The organism is Paraburkholderia sejongensis (assembly GCF_020880815.1).
Classification (GTDB): domain Bacteria; phylum Pseudomonadota; class Gammaproteobacteria; order Burkholderiales; family Burkholderiaceae; genus Paraburkholderia; species Paraburkholderia sejongensis.
Genome location: NZ_JAJITD010000005.1, coordinates 345553 through 364118 on the forward strand (window position 1 = coordinate 345553; position 18566 = coordinate 364118).

Annotated in this window: 17 protein-coding genes and 1 tRNA gene; 14 read left to right on the forward strand and 4 right to left on the reverse strand. The window is 66.1% G+C overall.

Features of this window, described 5'->3' with window-relative positions; genetic code table 11:
• Window positions 1–123 precede the first annotated feature (123 nt).
• Window positions 124–501 (reverse strand): thioredoxin family protein, encoded by a 378-nt coding sequence (locus tag LJ656_RS12390; RefSeq protein ID WP_230509699.1) that lies wholly within the window; start codon window positions 499–501, stop codon window positions 124–126.
• A 100-nt stretch (window positions 502–601) separates the two neighbouring features.
• Window positions 602–1921 (reverse strand): DNA-processing protein DprA, encoded by a 1320-nt coding sequence (gene dprA, locus LJ656_RS12395; protein WP_230509700.1) that lies wholly within the window; start codon window positions 1919–1921, stop codon window positions 602–604.
• A 247-nt stretch (window positions 1922–2168) separates the two neighbouring features.
• Here dprA and def point away from each other — a divergent pair, with 247 nt between their 5' ends.
• From def to LJ656_RS12465, 14 genes are all read left to right on the forward strand, one after another.
• Window positions 2169–2672, forward strand: a complete 504-nt coding sequence (def, locus tag LJ656_RS12400) for a peptide deformylase (RefSeq protein ID WP_230509701.1) — start codon at window positions 2169–2171, stop codon at window positions 2670–2672.
• A 32-nt stretch (window positions 2673–2704) separates the two neighbouring features.
• Complete coding sequence (gene fmt, locus LJ656_RS12405; protein ID WP_230509702.1) at window positions 2705–3700, forward strand: methionyl-tRNA formyltransferase; 996 nt, start codon at window positions 2705–2707, stop codon at window positions 3698–3700.
• Window positions 3701–3816: 116 nt separating this feature from the next.
• Complete coding sequence (locus tag LJ656_RS12410; RefSeq protein ID WP_230509703.1) at window positions 3817–4464, forward strand: LysE family translocator; 648 nt, start codon at window positions 3817–3819, stop codon at window positions 4462–4464.
• Window positions 4465–4571: 107 nt separating this feature from the next.
• Window positions 4572–5429 (forward strand): zinc metalloprotease HtpX, encoded by an 858-nt coding sequence (htpX, locus tag LJ656_RS12415; RefSeq protein ID WP_230509704.1) that lies wholly within the window; start codon window positions 4572–4574, stop codon window positions 5427–5429.
• Window positions 5430–5631: 202 nt separating this feature from the next.
• Window positions 5632–7080, forward strand: a complete 1449-nt coding sequence (gene rsmB, locus LJ656_RS12420; protein WP_230509705.1) for a 16S rRNA (cytosine(967)-C(5))-methyltransferase RsmB — start codon at window positions 5632–5634, stop codon at window positions 7078–7080.
• Window positions 7077–7676: a DUF4390 domain-containing protein gene (locus LJ656_RS12425; RefSeq protein ID WP_230509706.1), complete on the forward strand. Its 600-nt coding sequence runs from the start codon at window positions 7077–7079 to the stop codon at window positions 7674–7676. The genes rsmB and LJ656_RS12425 overlap by 4 nt, the downstream gene beginning before the upstream one ends.
• Window positions 7666–10098: a sensor histidine kinase gene (locus LJ656_RS12430; RefSeq protein ID WP_230509707.1), complete on the forward strand. Its 2433-nt coding sequence runs from the start codon at window positions 7666–7668 to the stop codon at window positions 10096–10098. Before LJ656_RS12425 ends, LJ656_RS12430 begins: the two co-directional genes overlap by 11 nt.
• Entirely contained in the window at window positions 10099–10788 is a 690-nt protein-coding gene (esaR, locus tag LJ656_RS12435) for a response regulator transcription factor EsaR (RefSeq protein ID WP_230509708.1), read from the forward strand.
• 94 nt (window positions 10789–10882) lie between these two features.
• Window positions 10883–10958: transfer RNA gene (locus LJ656_RS12440), tRNA-Phe, on the forward strand.
• Window positions 10959–11182: 224 nt separating this feature from the next.
• Window positions 11183–11914 (forward strand): 7-cyano-7-deazaguanine synthase QueC, encoded by a 732-nt coding sequence (gene queC / locus LJ656_RS12445; RefSeq protein ID WP_230509709.1) that lies wholly within the window; start codon window positions 11183–11185, stop codon window positions 11912–11914.
• An 81-nt stretch (window positions 11915–11995) separates the two neighbouring features.
• Complete coding sequence (gene queE, locus LJ656_RS12450; protein ID WP_075294827.1) at window positions 11996–12628, forward strand: 7-carboxy-7-deazaguanine synthase; 633 nt, start codon at window positions 11996–11998, stop codon at window positions 12626–12628.
• Between the two features lie 9 nt (window positions 12629–12637).
• Complete coding sequence (queD, locus tag LJ656_RS12455; protein WP_230509804.1) at window positions 12638–13081, forward strand: 6-carboxytetrahydropterin synthase QueD; 444 nt, start codon at window positions 12638–12640, stop codon at window positions 13079–13081.
• A 212-nt stretch (window positions 13082–13293) separates the two neighbouring features.
• Window positions 13294–14076 (forward strand): HpcH/HpaI aldolase family protein, encoded by a 783-nt coding sequence (locus LJ656_RS12460; RefSeq protein WP_230509710.1) that lies wholly within the window; start codon window positions 13294–13296, stop codon window positions 14074–14076.
• A complete protein-coding gene (locus LJ656_RS12465; protein WP_230509711.1) occupies window positions 14073–14807 on the forward strand; it encodes a tetratricopeptide repeat protein in 735 nt (244 codons plus the stop codon). The genes LJ656_RS12460 and LJ656_RS12465 overlap by 4 nt, the downstream gene beginning before the upstream one ends.
• An 86-nt stretch (window positions 14808–14893) precedes the next feature.
• Here LJ656_RS12465 and rodA read toward each other — a convergent pair whose 3' ends face one another.
• The gene (gene rodA, locus LJ656_RS12470; RefSeq protein ID WP_230509712.1) at window positions 14894–16042 is read right to left on the reverse strand and encodes a rod shape-determining protein RodA; all 1149 of its coding nucleotides are present in this window, start codon (window positions 16040–16042) and stop codon (window positions 14894–14896) included.
• A 10-nt stretch (window positions 16043–16052) separates the two neighbouring features.
• Window positions 16053–18449: a penicillin-binding protein 2 gene (gene mrdA, locus LJ656_RS12475; RefSeq protein ID WP_230509713.1), complete on the reverse strand. Its 2397-nt coding sequence runs from the start codon at window positions 18447–18449 to the stop codon at window positions 16053–16055.
• Window positions 18450–18566 lie beyond the last annotated feature (117 nt).

Consider the following 18566-nt stretch of genomic DNA (forward strand, 5'->3'; position numbering starts at 1 on the left):
AGCTGCTGCAAACGCCGCTGGTGAAGCGCCTGGCCGGGTGCATCGTCGCGCCCGGGCACCCCTGTCGCAACGCGCGCCACGCGATATCCCGCGGTCGTCGGGTGGCGCGCCGGGGCCGCCTTTTCAGGCGAGCGCCAGCGCGGGTCGCAGCTTCGGCGCGCCGGTCACGCCGGGCAGCGCGGTCAGGTCCGACAACATTCGCTCGACGATCGACACCTGCGGCAAAACCGTACCGAAGAACCGTGTCGTCACCGAGTCTTCGATCAGGATGGTCGGGAAATTCTCGACGTCCAGATCGTCGAAACGGTCCGCATGGGTTTCGATGTCGATCCACGCGAAACAGACTTCCGGGTGCCGCTCGGCCAGCCGGTTGAACGCTTCCTGGTACTCGCGGCAGGTGCCGCACCACTCCGCGCACAGGCAGGCCACAAACAGCGTGCCGGGTTCGTTGACGCGCTCGGCGATCCGGTCCTGGTCGGTGTCGAGGTTCAGCGCGGGCATGGACAGTTTCCTTGTGTACGGTATCGGGTGCTTTGGCGCGAATGTAGCATGGCCGGTCCCGAAGAGTGGCCAATCTCCATTGACGGAGCGCAAGCGCGGCTCACTCATGATGGGCGCGGACGAATCGGCCGCCGGGCAGCAGCGTGACTTCGCCGGCGAGTTCGAGCTGCAACAGCGTGGCGTGCAACGCAGCGTCTTCCATCTCGGTACGGGCGGCGAGAATTTCAAGCGAAGTGGGTGAATGGCCGAGCGCGGCCAGCAGGCGCTCGGCTTCGGGAGCGAGCGCGGGCGCTGCATGCGCAGCGCAGCGGGGCGGCACCGCCCCAGCGGGCACGGACGGCTCAGCGAGCGCGGCGGTGGAACGGGTCGGCTCCGCGAACGTCGCGGTCGCCGATCTAGCCGGCCGTGGTGGCGCTGCCGTTGCGGATGACGACCTGAACTCGCTCGCGGGCGATCGCCGCGCACCGGCAGCTTCCGGCCGACCACACCGCTGCGACGGCCGCCCCGCACCCGCCGTCGCCGGTTTCGCGAACCCCAGCTCCTCCAGCACCTCATCGGGTGTTTCCACCAGCCGCGCGCCCTGCTTGATCATCCGATGGCACCCGCGCGCCAGCGGCGCGTGAATCGACCCGGGTAGCGCGAACACATCGCGCCCCATCTCGTTGGCGAGCCGTGCGGTGATCAGCGAGCCCGAGCGCATCGCCGCCTCGACGACCACGACCGCGCTGACCAGCCCCGCAATCAGCCGGTTACGCTGCGGAAAATTGGCGGCGCGCGCCGGCGTGCCGAGCGGCCATTCGGAGATGATTGCGCCTTGCGCGGCGATCTGCTTCGCGAGCGCGTGATGCGCGGCCGGATAGACGAGGTCCGCGCCGGTGCCGATCACCGCGACCGTCGCGCCGATTCCTTCGAGGCCGCCCCGATGCGCGGCGCCGTCGATGCCGAGCGCAAGTCCCGACACGATCGTCACCCCCGCCACCGACAGCTCCCGCGCGAACCGCTGCGCGTCCTCCAGACCCTGCGGCGTCGCGCTGCGACTACCGACCAGCGCAACCGCCGGCGTGTGCAGCAGATCGAGCCGGCCCTTTATATATAGCAGCGGCGGTGGATCGGGCATCGTCAGCAGCGCGGGCGGATAGGCGGGGTCGTCGAGCGTGACGATCTGATTGCCGGGCAACTCGCGCCACGCGAGCACCGCGTCGAGTTGGGCGTCGAAATCCGCGCCCGCCGGCGCCAGCGCCGCGCGCGCGGCGGCCTCGCCGGCAATCTCGGCGAGCACCTCCGGTGGTCGTTCGAAAATCGCTTCCGGGAGCCCGAACGTGCTCAGCAGCAGCCGCAGCGCGGCGGGTTTGAGTCCTGGCGCGAGCGACAGTCGCAGCCAGGCGGCCAGTTCGACACGGGTTGCGGGCAACGCATGCATGCAGATCGCTCCTCTGGCGGGGCCTGCGGCCAGACCGTCACCATGCTAGAATTTTCATCATCCGAAATAACTGCTGCGCCGCGCCGGTTCGCGCGGGCTCGTCGCCGGGCGCTCGAGTCGAGATGTGTTGAATCGAACCGGTTCGACATCATCTATCCTCTGCGTATTGCGACCGGCTCACAACCTGGCCGAACGGCCAACGCGAGCCTCCCCCGGCTTCGCGGCGTCAAAAAACACACTCGAAATCATGGCTTTACTGAACATCCTCAATTACCCGGACAAACGGCTGCACAAGGTGGCGAAGCCGGTCGCGGAGGTCAACGACCGCATCCGCCGTCTCGTCGCGGACATGGCCGAGACCATGTACGGCGCGCCCGGCGTGGGTCTCGCCGCGACCCAGGTCGACGTGCACGAGCGCGTGATCGTGATCGACGTGTCCGAGACGCACGACGATTTGCTCACGTTCATCAACCCGGAAATCATCTGGTCGAGCAACGAGAAGAAGCTCTCGGAAGAGGGTTGTCTGTCGGTGCCGGGCATCTATGACAACGTCGAGCGCGCCGAGAAAGTGCGCGTGCGCGCGCTGAACGAAAAGGGCGAAACCTTCGAGATCGATTGCGAAGGGCTGCTCGCGGTGTGCATCCAGCACGAAATGGATCACCTGATGGGCCGAGTGTTCGTCGAATACCTGTCGCCGCTCAAGCAGACCCGCATCAAGAGCAAGATGAAGAAGCTCGCCCACGCGATGTAACGCGCGTTCACCTTGCCTACCGCCGTCCATTCATGAGTCATTCGTTGCGCGTCATCTTCGCCGGTACGCCGGAATTCGCCGCGGCCGCGCTGGCCGCGATTCATCGCGCCGGTTTCGCGGTGCCGCTGGTGCTGACCCAGCCGGACCGGCCCGCCGGTCGCGGCATGAAGCTGCAGGCGAGCCCGGTCAAGCGCTACGCGCAGGAGCACGGGCTGGCGGTTGCGCAGCCCACCTCGCTGCGCCGCGCCGGGAAATATCCGCAGGAAGCCGCCGCCGCGATCGAGCAACTGCGCGCGACGCCGCACGACGTGATGGTGGTTGCCGCGTACGGGCTGATCCTGCCGCAGGAAGTGCTCGATATTCCGCGCTACGGCTGCATCAATATTCACGCGTCGCTGCTGCCGCGCTGGCGCGGCGCCGCGCCGATCCATCGCGCGATCGAGGCGGGCGACGCGCAAACCGGCATCACGCTGATGCAGATGGACGCCGGCCTCGACACCGGCGCGATGATTTCCGAAGTGCGTACCCCGATCGCCGCCGACGACACCACCGCGACGCTGCACGACCGCCTCGCGCAGGACGGCGCGCAGCTGATCGTCGAGGCCCTGATCGAACTCGAGCGCAGCGGCAAGCTCGCATCGACGCCGCAGCCGGCCGACGGCGTGACCTACGCCGAAAAAATCGCCAAGCACGAAGCGGCGCTCGACTGGCGCCGGCCGGCCGACGCGCTGGCCCGTCAGGTGCGCGCGTTCGATCCGTTCCCGGGCGGCGCGGGCACGCTCGAAGACGGCAGCGTCGTGAAGATCTGGGCCGCCGCCGCGGTGGCCGCGCCGGTTGCCGCGGCGGGCAAAGCGCCGGGCACGATCCTCGAGGTTTCGCCTGAAGGCGTGAGCGTGGCCTGCGGTGAGGGCGCACTGCGTCTGACGCAGTTGCAGAAACCCGGCGGCAAACGCCTGCCAGTGCGCGAATTTCTCGCCGGTTCGACGCTCGCCGCCGGTCAGCGCTTCCAACTTCCGGTAGCAGGATAAGCGGGGCGCGGACGGGCTGAACATCGACCGTTCGGCCGAGCTTGACGGCCGCCGCCAGGCCCTCGCCGCGCGTTAGAATCCTCCAGGCAACATGCACCGTTTCGAGGGTTCATCACATGTTCGGCATCGTCCATTTCGAGTTTTTCGTCGTTGCGGTTTTTCTTCTGAATGTCACGCCGGGGCCGGACACGGCCTACATCGTCGGGCGTAGCGTCGCGCAGGGCCGCGGCGCGGGCCTGATGTCGGCACTCGGCATTTCGGCGGGCTGCTGCATTCACTCGCTCGCTTGCGCGTTCGGCCTGACCGCGCTGCTGGCCGCATCGGCAACGGCATTCACGGTGATCAAATTCGTCGGCGCGATGTATCTGATCTATCTGGGCGCGCGGCTGATTTTCTCGAAGCCGGCCGACGACGTCCCCGCCGGTGCCGCGCGCGCGTCGTCCGCGTCAGCGCCGAAGTCGCTGCGCCAGCTGTTCCTGCAAGGTTTCTGGACCAACGTGCTGAACCCGAAGGTGGTGCTGTTCTTCGTGTCGTTTTTCCCGCAATTCGTTGCGACCGGCAGCGAGCACAAGACTTTCGCGTTCCTCACGCTCGGCGCGGTGTTCGTGGTGATGAGCATGCTCTGGAATAGTTTCGTCGCGTGGATCGCCGGCAGCGTCACGCAACGTTTTTCGGGCAAGCCGACGGTCAAGCGCTGGCTCGACCGCGGTGTCGGTAGCGCGTTCGTCGGCCTCGGCATCAAGCTGGCAACCACGTCGCGCTGATTGAATTTTCTCGCACCGCCCATATCTAACATTTCGCTTACAATCTCGGCCGCCGCGATCGCGCGGCGTGGAGACGGAGCCCACGTTTGGGGCAAGGAGTTGCAGACATGTTCAATTGGGTAAAAACCGCGATGCTGATGGCCGCCATCACGGGCCTGTTCATCGTGATCGGCGGGATGATCGGCGGGTCGCGCGGCATGATGCTCGCGTTCATCATTGCCCTTGGGATGAATTTCTTCTCGTACTGGTTTTCCGACAAGATGGTCCTGCGGATGTACAACGCGCAGGAAGTCGACGAAAGCAGTGCGCCGCAGTTCTATCGGATGGTGCGCGAGCTGGCCACGCGCGCCAATCTGCCGACGCCGCGCGTCTACCTGATCAACGAAGACGCGCCCAACGCGTTCGCGACCGGCCGCAATCCGGAGCATGCGGCTGTCGCGGCGACCACCGGCATTTTGCGGGTGCTGTCCGAGCGCGAAATGCGCGGCGTGATGGCGCACGAACTCGCGCACGTGAAGCACCGCGACATTCTGATCTCGACGATTTCGGCGACGATGGCCGGCGCGATTTCCGCTTTGGCGAACTTCGCGATGTTCTTCGGCGGCCGCGACGAAAACGGCCGTCCGGCGAACCCGATCGCGAGCATCGCGGTCGCGCTGCTGGCGCCGATCGCCGGCGCGCTGATTCAGATGGCGATTTCGCGCGCGCGTGAATTCGAAGCCGACCGTGGCGGCGCGCAGATTTCCGGCGACCCGCAGGCGCTCGCATCGGCGCTCGACAAGATCCACCGCTACGCGAGCGGTATCCCGTTCCCGACCGCCGAGGCGCATCCGGCCACCGCGCAGATGATGATCATGAATCCGCTGTCGGGCGGCGGCATCGCGAATCTGTTCTCGACCCACCCGGCGACCGAAGAACGGATTTCGCGTCTGATGGAAATGGCGCGTACCGGGCGCTTCGACTGAGTGAGCGAGCGGGCCACAAGGCTCGACCAACGTGGAGTATTCCAGGCGGGCCCGTGAGGCCCGCTTTTTTTTTGCCTGCCGCAACGCCACCGGGTGAGTCCGAAGTTGCCGCCACCGACGCGCGGCAGCGCGCACCCGGCGCCACGCTACAATGTGCGCTGATTGCGCCGCGCGCTCCGCGCGGCGGGCCCCAGCTCCTTTCATGACTTCAAAGCCTTCTTCGCGTTCTGCTTCCTCGTCGGCGCGCTCGCGCGAATCCCGTTTGTCGACGCTGCATCTGTCGCCTGAATCGCTTGGCTTCGCGCTCGACTGCGCGGCCCAGGCCGTTGGCGCCGTGCGCGGCGGCGCGGCGTTACCCGCGGCGCTGCAAAGCGTGCTCGCGGCCGTACCGGAAGGCAGCGCGGCGGCGGCGCGCGGCGCGGTGCAGGACATCGCGTATCGCACGATGCGACGCCTCGCGATCGCCGAATGGCTGGTCGGCAAGCTCGTCAAGAAAACGCCGGTACCGCATGTCGCGCACGTGCTGCAATGCGCGTTCGCGCTGCTGGTGGACGACGAAGCGAGCGCCGCCTATACGCCGTTCACGGTGGTCGATCAGGCGGTTAGCGCGATCGGTGCGCGCCGCGACTTCGCGTTCGCGAAGGGACTCGTCAACGCGGTGCTGCGCAATTTCCTGCGCGAGCGCGATACGCTGCTCGCGGCCGCGCAAGCGGACGAAGTGGCGCGCTGGAACTACCCGGCCTGGTGGATCGACGCGGTGAAGAAGGCGTGGCCCGACGCCTGGCAGTCCGTGCTGGCCGCCGGCAACACGCAAGGTCCGCTCACATTGCGCGTGAACGCGCGCCATTCGACGGTCGATGCGTACCTGCAACTGCTGCAACGCGAGCAGATCGCCGCGACCAGGTCCGGCGAACATGCGGTCACGCTCGCCACGCCGATGCCGGTCGAGCGCATCCCCGGCTTTAGCGACGGCGTCGTGTCGGTGCAGGACGCGGGCGCGCAACTGGCCGCGCAACTGCTCGGCGTGCGCGATGGCATGCGCGTGCTCGACGCGTGCGCGGCGCCCGGCGGCAAGACCGGCCATCTGCTCGAACTCGCGAAGCTCCAGCTCGTCGCGCTCGAAAGCGACGCGGCGCGCGCGCGCCGCATCGGCGAAAACCTGCGTCGTCTGAAGCTCGAAGCGGAAGTGCGGATCGGCGATGCCGGCAATCCCGCGCAATGGCACGACGCGCTCGATCAACCGTTCGACCGCATCCTTGCCGACGTGCCGTGCTCGGCGTCGGGCATCGTGCGGCGTCATCCGGATATCCGCTGGCTGCGTCGCGCGTCCGATATCGCCGCACTCGCTGCCGAACAGCGCCGCATCCTCGACGCGCTATGGCCGCTCGTCAAACCAGGCGGAGAGTTGCTTTACGTTACCTGCTCGATCTTTCCCGAAGAGGGCGAATTGCAGGCGCAGTGGTTTGGAAACAAGTATCAGGATGCGGTACGATTGGACGCGCCGGGGCAACTGCTGCCCTCCGTTGCCCGCGCGCCCGCCGACTCTTCGGCCGGTTCCGCTGCCGGACAGTCCGCTCGACCCACAGAACAGAGCGCCGGCGTGAACTCAGACCACGACGGATTTTTCTACGCGCGCTTCCAGAAACGGTGACCATCAAACGCTTCTTCCCGCTTCGGCTCGCCGCCGTGCTCTGGATTGCGCTGGCCGTCTGGCTGGCGGCGCCGGGCGTCGCGCACGCTGACTCGATCGCGGTGCAGCGCGCTTCGCTGCAGGCCGACAACAACGGCTGGAGTCTCGACGCGCACTTCGATTTCGAGCTCAACAGCAATCTCGAAGACGCGGTCAACAAAGGTATTCCCCTTTATTTCACGACCGACTTCGAACTGAGCCGGCCGCGCTGGTACTGGTTCGACGAGCAGCCGGTCAGCGTGTCGCAAAGCCTGCGTCTGTCGTTCCAGCCGCTCACGCGCGAGTACCGCGTGTCGAGTGTGTCGTCCGGCGGTCTGCAGCTCGGTTTCTCCACGCTCAAGGATGCGCTGGCGGTGATCAAGCACATCACTTCATGGCACGTGATCGACCGCAATCAGGTGCACATCGGCGAAACCTACACCGCGTCGGTGCGCATGCAACTCGATATCGCGCTGATGCCCAAGCCGTTCCAGATCGACGCGGTGAACAACCGCGACTGGAACCTCGCGTCCGAATGGAAGCGTTTCACCTTCACGGCAACCGATCGTGCTAAGTAGAGTGCGCTCATCTTCCACCAGCGTCAGCAGCATCGTCGTGCGCGTGCTGGTGTCGACGGTCGCCGTGACGGCCGTGCTGCTGCTCGTGCTGCTGGCCGCCGCGAGCGCGAACACCGAGTTCTTCGACCGCTATTACCAGTGGCTCTATGCGGCCAACGTCGCGGTCGCGATGATCTTTCTGCTGGTGGTGGCGACGCTCGTCGTGATCATCGCCGTGCGGCTGCGCACCGGGAAATTCGGCACCCGGCTATTAGCGAAGCTCGCGTTCTTCATGGCGTTGGTCGGCGTGGTGCCGGGCGGCATCATCTACATCGTGTCGTATCAGTTCGTGTCGCGCAGTATCGAATCGTGGTTCGACGTGAACGTCGAAACCGCGCTCACGTCGGGCCTGAACCTCGGGCGCGGGATGCTCGACGCGTCGCTGTCCGATCTGCAAACGAAGGGCCGGCTGATGTCCGAGCAGCTCGCCTCCGCCGATGCGTCCGGCGTCACGCTCACGCTGCTGCGTCTGCGCGATCAGTTCGGCGTGCAGGACGCGACGATCGTCGAGCCGACCCGCAGCATGTCCGGCGCGACGCCCGACATGCACGTGGTCGCGCAGGCGTCCGGCAATTACGCGATGCTGCTGCCCAACGATCTGCCCACCCCGCTGATGATCGAGCAGGCCCGCGGTCACGGCTATGCGGCGATCGAAGGCGAAGTGGACGGCGACGCGCATGCGCAGGGCGGCAAGGGCGTATTGCGGTTGCGCGTGGTGCAGCGCATTCCCGATGCGAACGCGTCGCTGTTGCAGCCGACCGAGCGCTTTCTGCAACTCACGCAGCCGGTCTCGCCAACGCTCGCGCGCAATGCCGACGCGGTGCAGCGCGCGTATCGCGAGTATCAGGAGAAGGCGCTCGGCCGCACCGGCCTGCGCAAGATGTACATCGGCACGCTGACGCTGTCGCTATTTCTCGCCACCTTCATCGCGATGATGCTGGCGCTCGCGCTCGGCAATCAGCTCGCGCGGCCGCTGTTCCTGCTCGCGCAGGGCACCAAGGAAATCACCGAGGGCGACTACACGCCGAAGCGCGAAATCAAATCGCGCGACGAACTCGGCTTCCTCACGCAGTCGTTCAACGCGATGACGCGGCAGCTGTCCGAAGCGCGCGCCGCGGTCGAGAAGAACCGCGTCGCGCTCGAGCATTCGAAGGCGTATCTGGAGAGCATCCTCGCGAATCTGACCGCCGGCGTGTTCGTGTTCGACCGGCAGTTCCGCCTCACCACCGCGAATCGCGGCGCCGAGCGGATTTTCCGTCAGCCGTTCCAGACCGTGCTCGGTTCGTCGCTCGATCAGATCGGTGTGCTGAGCGAATTCGGCGCGATGGTGCGCAAGGCGTTTGCCGACCGCGAGGCGGCCAGCGGCGACGGCAAGGACCGCGACGACAACGGTCACTGGCAGCAACAGTTCTCGGTGCAGGTGCCCGGCGAAGCCGAGCCGCTCACGTTGCTGGTGCGCGGCGCGCGCCTCGTCGCGGCGAACGGGCGCGACGAGCAGGAGCTGCAAACGTCGGGCTATGTGATCGTGTTCGACGACATCTCCGACGTGATCTCCGCGCAGCGCTCGGTCGCGTGGGGCGAAGTTGCGCGGCGTCTCGCGCACGAGATCAAGAATCCGCTCACGCCGATCCAGCTGTCCGCCGAACGCTTGCAGATGAAGCTCGCCGACAAGCTCGCGCCGTCGGATGCGGATGTGCTCAAGCGCGGCGCGACGACGATCGTCAATCAGGTCGCCGCGATGAAGCAGATGGTCGACGATTTCCGCGACTACGCGCGCACGCCTCCGGCGGTGCTCGCGCATCTGCAGCTGAACGATCTGGTCAGCGAAGTGCTCACGCTGTACGGTATCGAGGAAGGTAAGGGCGCGATTCAGGTCGAGCTCGCCGCGCTGCCGGCGATTCGCGGCGACGCGACGCAATTGCGCCAGGTGATCCACAACCTGCTGCAGAACGCGCAGGACGCGGTCGCCGAGGTCGAGCATCCGCGTGTTTTGCTCGAGACGAGGACAGTAGAATACGGAGACCCCGACGCGGAAGGCAAAGTGCGCGTCGCGGTACGTCTGACAGTGTCGGATAACGGACCGGGCTTCCCCGCGCGGATTCTCACGCGCGCGTTCGAACCTTACGTGACGACCAAGGCCAAGGGAACGGGTCTCGGTCTTGCGATGGTCAAGAAGATCGTCGACGAACACGGCGCGCGCATCGACATACGCAATCGTATGAAGGCCGGCGACGTGATCGAGGGCGCGCAGATTTCGATCCTCTTCCTTCAACTGGCGGACGACCCCGCGACGCCGGGCGCGCATGGTACAGGCGCGCATCCGGCGCACGGCGGCGCGTCGCAGGGAACGACAAAAGCAACAGTGCAGACAAGGGCAGCGTAAATGGCAACCATCCTGGTGGTAGACGATGAAATGGGCATCCGGGAATTGCTCTCGGAGATCCTGAGCGACGAGGGACACGTCGTGGAGGCCGCTGAAAATGCGCAGGAGGCGCGCGAGTTCCGGTTGCGTCAGGCGCCGGACCTCGTGCTGCTCGACATCTGGATGCCCGACACCGACGGCGTGACCCTGCTGAAGGAGTGGGCCGCGCAAGGACAATTGACGATGCCCGTGATCATGATGTCCGGGCACGCGACGATCGACACGGCGGTGGAAGCAACCAAGATCGGCGCGCTCAACTTCCTCGAGAAGCCGATCGCGTTGCAGAAGCTGTTGAAGGCGGTCGAGCAGGGCCTCGCGCGCGGGAACGCGGCGGTGGTGCCCGGCTCGGTTGCGGCGAAGCCGGCGTTGCCGGTGAACGCGTCGGCGGTGGCCTCGGCGGCCGCATTGCCGATGCTGTCGGCCGATGGCGTGAGCGGCGGCACGCTCGCCGCGCAAACCGCATCGATCTCGTTCGACATTCCGCTACGCGACGCACGCGATGCGTTCGAGCGCGCGTACTTCGAATATCACCTCGCGCGCGAGAACGGCAGCATGACGCGCGTCGCGGAGAAGACCGGTCTGGAGCGCACGCATCTTTATCGCAAGCTCAAGCAACTCGGCGTCGATCTCGGCAAGAACAAGGGCGAGTGAGCATCGCGCGTTGCACTCAAACGCGGCCCAGCAGATTTTTTCACGAAGGGGCTTGCTGAATTAAAAAGCCTTTGATATAGTTTCGATCTTCGTTGGCCCGGTAGCTCAGTTGGTAGAGCAGCGGATTGAAAATCCGCGTGTCGGTGGTTCGATTCCGCCCCAGGCCACCAGGATTCAGCCCCAGGAAATCGCAAGATTCCTGGGGCTTTTCCGTTTGGCTGGCAGTGGTTGTTTTAGCAGTGTGGTCCGGCGATCGGCGGTATAAGCGTGCGGCCACGTTCACGCACAACGCGCGACCTATACTGCTTGGGCCGGCCGCAGTGCCGGCTCACGTCGCGCCGCGTTGCCCGCATCGCGCAGCGCGACGTGGCCCTCTCATTCACGGAGTTTCACGGTGATCCGCAAAGACGCTAAGCGTAGCGCGCTCGTGCTGTTTTCCGGCGGCCAGGATTCCGCCACCTGTCTCGCGTGGGCGCTCGAACGCTACGACACAGTCGAGACGCTCGGCTTCGATTACGGTCAGCGTCATCGCGTCGAACTCGAGTGCCGCGAAGGTTTCCGTCAGGCTGTCGTGCGCGCGTTTCCGGCGTGGGCCGAACGACTCGGCGACGATCACATGATCGATCTGTCGCTGCTCGGCTCGATCAGCGACACCGCGATGACGCGTGAGATCGAGATCGAAGCGACCGTGAACGGTTTGCCGAACACGTTCGTGCCGGGCCGCAATCTGATGTTCATGACGATCGCCGCGGCGATCGCTTATCGACGCGGTTTGCAGGTGCTGGTCGGCGGCATGTGCGAGACGGATTTTTCGGGCTACCCCGATTGCCGCGACGACACGATGAAGGCGCTGCAGGTCGCGCTCAATCTCGGCATGGACACGCGCTTCGCGCTCGAAACGCCGCTGATGTGGCTCGATAAAGCCGACACGTGGCGCCTCGCGCACGAGCTCGGCGGCGACGAACTGGTCGAACTGGTGCGCGTCGAAACCCATACCTGCTACGTCGGCGAACGCGCCGAGTTGCATGCGTGGGGTTTCGGTTGCGGCGAGTGTCCGGCATGCCGGTTGCGCAAACGTGGTTACGATGCGTATCTGGCCGGCGAAAACGTCACCGAGCCGGTCTGACGGTTCGCGCGGCAACGCTGCCGCGCACGCGTCGTCCGGCACGCGCGAATTTCATTTCAGGAACACAGGGCAGACAGCAGCATGACTTACGCGGTCAAGGAAATCTTCTACACGTTGCAGGGCGAGGGCGCGAATGCCGGACGTCCGGCGGTGTTTTGCCGCTTCGCCGGCTGCAATCTGTGGTCGGGCCGCGAAGAGGATCGCGCGGACGCCGTGTGCCGCTTCTGCGATACCGATTTCGTCGGCACCGACGGCGAGAACGGCGGCAAATACCGGACTCCTGAAGAACTCGTCGCGATGATCGCGTCGCAATGGCCGCAAGGCGAAGGCGAGCGTTTCGTCGTCTGTACCGGCGGCGAGCCGATGCTGCAGATCGATCAACCGCTGGTCGATGCGCTGCACGCGGCCGGCTTCGAGATCGCGATCGAGACCAACGGTTCGCTGCCGGTGCTCGAGACGATCGACTGGATCTGCGTGAGCCCGAAGGCCGACGCGCCGCTCGTCGTGACCAAAGGCAACGAACTGAAGGTCGTGATTCCGCAGGACAACCAGCGCCTCGCCGACTATGCGAAGCTCGACTTCGAGTACTTCCTGGTCCAGCCGATGGACGGTCCGTCGCGCGACATCAACACGAAGCTCGCAATCGACTGGTGCAAGCGCCACCCGCAGTGGCGCCTGTCGATGCAGACCCACAAGTATCTGAACATTCCCTGATCCGCCGTGCTGACGATTACCCGAAAACTCGAATTCGACGCGGGCCACCGCATTCCCGATCACCGCAGCCAGTGCCGTAATCTGCACGGCCATCGCTACGTGCTCGAAATCACGCTGCAAGGCGATCTGGTCGACACCGAAGGCGCGCCCGATCGCGGCATGGTGATGGACTTCGCCGACGTGAAGTCGCTCGCGGTCGAACATCTGGTCGACAAGTGGGACCATGCGTTCCTCGTCTACGAAGGCGACACCCAGGTGCGCGGTTTTCTCGAAAGCATGGCGGGCCACAAGACGGTCGTGCTCGATCGCATCCCGACCGTCGAGAATCTCGCCGCGGTCGCGTTCCAGATCCTCGCGAACGTGTACGACGCGCACTACGGCATGAATCTGCGTCTGCACAAGGTGCGTCTGTACGAAACGCCGAACTGCTGGGCCGACGTGGTCCGCGACTAGGCCCGCACCGCTCCGCTCCACCTCACCGCCCCGCGCGCGAGACCGCCCCGCGCGTTTTGGACACGGTATGATCGTTCCGACACCCAAGCGGAGCGAGACATGCCGGTCACCGCATTGCGTCGTACCGGGCATCGAGGCCGTCAGCGCCCCGATGCCTGTCCGGTCTCCTATCTGGCCCCGCTTCTAACCACGAACCAGCGCGAGGCCAGTCGATGAGCACCTTCACCAACCCCCTCAAACAACGTCTGACGGACAGCTCGTCGCTGTTCGGTCTGTGGCTGTCGCTGGGCAGCGATGCGGCCGCCGAAGCGCTCGCGCACGCGGGCTTCGACTGGCTGCTGATCGACATGGAGCACGCGCCGAACGACAGCACCCATGTCGAGTCGCAACTGCGCGCGATCGCCGCCGCGCATCTGCCGAGCGAGCCGGTGGTGCGGGTGCCGGCGAGCGAACCGTGGCTCGTCAAGCGCGTGCTCGATGCCGGCGCGCGCACGCTGATGTTTCCGAATATCGAATCCGCCGAGGACGCTGCCCGCGCGGTGCGGCTGACCCGCTACCCGGACGGCGATGCGCTCGACGGCCTGCGCGGCGTCGCCGGGCTGGTGCGCGCGGCCGGCTACGGAATGCGGCGCGACTATCTGCAGACGGCCAACGCGCAGATCGCGACGATCATGCAGATCGAGTCGGCGCGCGGCTTGCAGGAAGTCGAGCGGATCGCGGCGACGCCCGGGGTCGATTGCATCTTCGTCGGCCCCGCCGATCTGGCCGCGAGCCTCGGCCATCTCGGCGACTCGAAGCATGGCGACGTGGTGGGCGCGCTCACGCGGGTCGTCGATGCGGCGGACAAAGCCGGCGTCGCGGCCGGCATCTTCGCGATGGACGCGGCGAGCGCGCGGCAGTATCGATTGGACGGCTTTCGCTTCGTCGCGCTGGCGGCCGATGTGATCTGGATGTTGCGCGCGACCCGCCAGGCGCTACAGGAGGCAAGGTCATGAACGGCACAGTGCAGAGCGTCGCCGGACGGCTGGCGGTGCGGGCGAGCGTCGTCGCGGCGGTGCTGCTCGCGGGTGGCGCGATCGGCGCGAGCGGCGCCGCACACGCGCAGGACCGCATCGCGAAGTCGAACGATCCGCAGACGCAATCGGCGGTCGCCGACTACAACGCCGGCAACCTCGGCGCGGCGCTCAACGAGTTTCGCGAGGCCGCCGAGCGCGGCAGCCGGCTCGCGCAATTCAATTACGCGATGATGCTGCTGAACGGCGAGGGCACGCCGGCCAACGTCGACGAAGGCAAGAAGTGGCTGCGCAAGGCCGCCGACGCGAACATGTCGCACGCGCAATACGTGTACGGCAAGATGTACGACGATGGCGAGTTCGTCGCCCGCGATCCGGTCGAGGCGCATCGCTGGTTTCTGAAGGCGGCCGAGCAGGGCCACGTGCAGGCGGAACTCGCGCTCGCCAACCAGTTCCTCGACGGCCGCGGCACCGGGCGCGACAACAAGCAGGCGTTCGTCTGGTACAAGAAGGCCGCGCAGGGCGGCGACATGACCGCGCAGTACGTGACCGGCTCGTTTTACGAGCGCGGTGGCGATGGCGTCGACCGCAATCTGAACGTCGCGCGTGCGTATTACGCGGCCGCGGCGGCCCAGGGCGATCCGGCGGCGCGTCTCAAGTATCAGCAGTTGAGCGCGCAGCTGCGCGATCAGAAGGAAGTGAAGCCGCAGTAAGCGGTAGCCAAACAAAAAAGGGCGCTCGTGAATGAACGAGCGCCCTTTTTGTTTCCAGCGTGTGCCTGGTGAACCGGCACGCGCCGTTAGCTCTGCATCAACCGCTTCTGCCGCGCGACACTCATGATCAGCCCGATCGCGACCCCGAGCGTCGTCAGCGCGGTGCCGCCGTAACTCATGAACGGCAGCGGCACGCCGACCACCGGCAAAATCCCGCTCACCATGCCGATGTTCACGAATGCGTAGGTGAAGAACGCCATCGTCAGCGAGCCGGCCAATAATCGCCCGAATAGCGTTGCACCGTTCGCCGCGATGTAAAGCCCGCGTGCGATCAATAACATGTAGAGCGTGAGCAGCACGATCCCGCCAGCTAAACCGAACTCCTCGGAGAACACCGCGAAGATGAAGTCGGTGTGCTTCTCGGGGATGAACTCGAGGTGCGCCTGGGTGCCCTTGAGCCAACCCTTGCCGAGCGGGCCGCCGGAGCCGATCGCGATCACCGCCTGAATCGTATGGAAGCCTTTGCCGAGCGGGTCCGAGGTCGGATCGAGCAGCGTACAGATGCGGTGTTTCTGGTAGTCGTGCATCAGCGGCCACTGCACCTCGGGCTGGCAGATCTTGTCCTGGAACGCGGCGATCGACACCACCGCGATCACCCCCGCGACCAGCACCGGCACGATCAGTTTGAAGCTCAGGCCCGCGAAATAAATCACGAAGAAGCCGGCGGCGAACACGAGCACCGCGGTGCCGAGGTCGGGCTGCTTGGCGATCAGGCCGACCGGCAGCAGCAGGATCGCGAAACCGACCAGATAGTCGTACCAGCGCATCACGCCTTCGCGGCGCTGGTAGTACCACGCGAGCATCAGCGGGGTCGCGATCTTCAGGATTTCCGACGGCTGGATCACCACGCCGACGTTGATCCAGCGCTTCGCGCCTTTCTTGGTCAGGCCGAACATCGCGACCGCGATCAGTAACGCGATCCCGAACGTATAGAGCGGGACCGCGAAGCGCATCAGCGTATTGGGCGGCACATTGGCGAGCCCCCACATCAGCACGAAGGTGAGCAGGATGTTGCGCAGCTGGTCCTCGACGCGCCCGGGCACGTCCAGACTCGCGCTGTACAGCGTGACGATGCCGACGCACAGCAGCAGGAACACGATCAGCGCGAGCGGGCGGTCGAAGCCCGCGAACATCTTCTTGATGCGGTCGAGCCAGGCGCGCTTGTCGAATTGCATGCCTTTCTCCTTATTCGTCGATGCCGCCGGTGGCGGGCTGGCGCGGCGACGTATCGCGCACGCTGTCCTCGCGCGACGGCGCGGCGACGGCCGGCGCCGGCTCGCTGGCCGGGCGGGGTTGATGCGGTGCGTCGGACGAACGCGGCGCGGATTTTCTGGTGGCGGCGGTAGCGGACGCCGGTTTGGCTGCCGATGCAGGTTGCGCGCCCTTGGCCTTTGCCTTGGCGGTGGCCGAAGCGGCGACCGGCGCGGTGGCAGTGGCAGTGGCAGTGGCAGTGGCGGCCGTCGCAGTGGTGGCCGTCGTGGTCGCCGCAGCCGAAGCGCCCGAAGCGCCGGAAGCTGCGGCGGCAGCCGAGGCGCCGGCAGCAGCCCCCGGCATCGGCAGCGCGGTAAAGCCCGCCGCGATCCTGAGCGGTTGCGCGGTATCGCGCGCGGCCGGCACATCGCCGACCTGCGGCGCGGACGCATCGAGCGTGGCCGAAGCCGCCGCCGCGACGGCCGCTTCCTCGGCGCCCGGCTTGTTCTTGCCGACGAGGTAATAGTCGAGCACCTTGCGCGCGATCGGGCCCGCCGATTCCGCGCCCCAGCCGCCGTTTTCGACGATCAGCGCGAGCGCGATCTTCGGCTGCTCGGCCGGCGCGAACGCGATGAACAGCGCGTGGTCGCGCAGATGCTCGGCGAGCGCGTGACCCTTATAGTTCGTGCCCTGCAACGAGTACACCTGCGCCGTGCCGGTCTTGCCGGCCGCCTGATACGGCGCGCCGATGAACAGCTTGGACGCCGTGCCGTTGGTCACCACGCCGACCATCGCGCGCTTGATGAAGTCGATGTCCTGCTGCCTGACTGCGATCTTGTCGCTGGGATCGCGCACCACCGGCTGGGTCGCCTTGGTAATCGGATTCTCGATGTCGCGCACGAGGTGCGGCTTCATCACGACGCCGTTGTTCGCGAGCGTCGCGGTCGCATGCGCGAGTTGCAGGATCGTGAACGAGTTGTAGCCCTGGCCGATGCCGAGGCTGATCGTCTCGCCTTCGTACCACTTCTGCTGCTCCGGGCGTCGATACGCTTTGCGCTTCCAGTCGGTCGACGGCAGGATCCCGCGCGCCTCGCCGGCGATGTCGATGCCGGTGATCTGGCCGAAGCCCCACGGCTTCATGAAGTTCGCGATGTTGTTCACGCCGAGGTCGTGCGCGAGCATGTAGAAGTACGTGTCGTTCGACACCACGATCGCGCGGTTCATATCGACCCAGCCCTGGCCCGAGCGCACGTCGTTGCGGAAAGTGTGGCCGCCGAACGTGTACGAGCCCGGATCCTGGAAGCCCCAGCCCGGCGTGCGCTTGTGCAGCGTCAGCGCGGCGAGCGCCATGAACGGCTTGTAGGTCGAGCCGGGCGGATAGGTGCCGTGCAGCGGACGGTTCAGCAGCGGGTGATCGGGCGAGTTGTTCAGCTCGTCCCAGGTCTGCTGGTCGATGCCGTCGACGAACGAATTCGGGTCGAAGCTCGGTGCCGACACGAACGCGAGCACGTCGCCGGTAGCGGGCTCGATCGCGACCAGCGCGCCGCGGCGGCCGGCGAACGCCTGCTCGGCGACCTGCTGCAAGCCGATGTCGAGTGACAGTTCGAGGTTGTTGCCGGGCGTCGCCTGGGTGCGCGACAGCGTGCGCACCGGCCGGCCGCCCGCGGTCACTTCCACTTCCTCGAAACCGGTCTGGCCGTGCAGCTCGGTCTCGTAGCTCTGCTCGACGCCGATCTTGCCGATGTAGTCGGTGCCCTTGTAGTTGTTCGCGTCGAGGCGCGGATCGTAGTGGTCCGGATCGCTGTCGTTCTGGTCGCTGGCGTCGTCGATGCGGTCCTGGTCGCGCTGCGAAATGCGCCCGATGTAGCCGATCACGTGCGCGGCGGTCGGCCCGAGCGGGTACTGGCGGAACAGTCGCGCGCGCACTTCGACGCCGGGGAAGCGGAAGCGCTGCGCGGTGAAGCGGGCGACTTCGTCGTCGGTCAGACGGGTGCGGATCGGCAGACTCTCGAAGTTCTTCGAGTCTTCCTGCAGCTTCTTGAAGCGGCGCCGGTCGCGCGCGTCGATCGATACGACGGTCGCGAGGTTGTCGATCACGTTATCGAGCGAGTCGTTCAGCTTCGACGGCGTGATTTCGAGCGTGTAGGCCGAGTAGTTCTTCGCCAGCACGACGCCGTTGCGATCGGTGATGATGCCGCGGTTCGGCACGATCGGCGCGACCGAGATGCGGTTTTCGTCCGCCTGCAACGAGTATTTGCTGTAGTGCCACACCTGCAGGAACAGGAAGCGGAAGCCGATCAGCCCGAAGCAGACGAACACGAACAGGCCCGCCGCCGCGACGCGCAGGCGGAATTTCGTGAGCTGCTGCTGGGTGTCCTTGAATTCGGTCATGCGATTTCTGCAAAGGCCGGCATGCGGCCATCAAGAGTGTGCGCCCAACCGGCGCGGCCGGGGCAGGAACTGCGTTGCGCGTCGGGCCGGCCGGCGGTGGCGGTTGCGCGCGAGGTG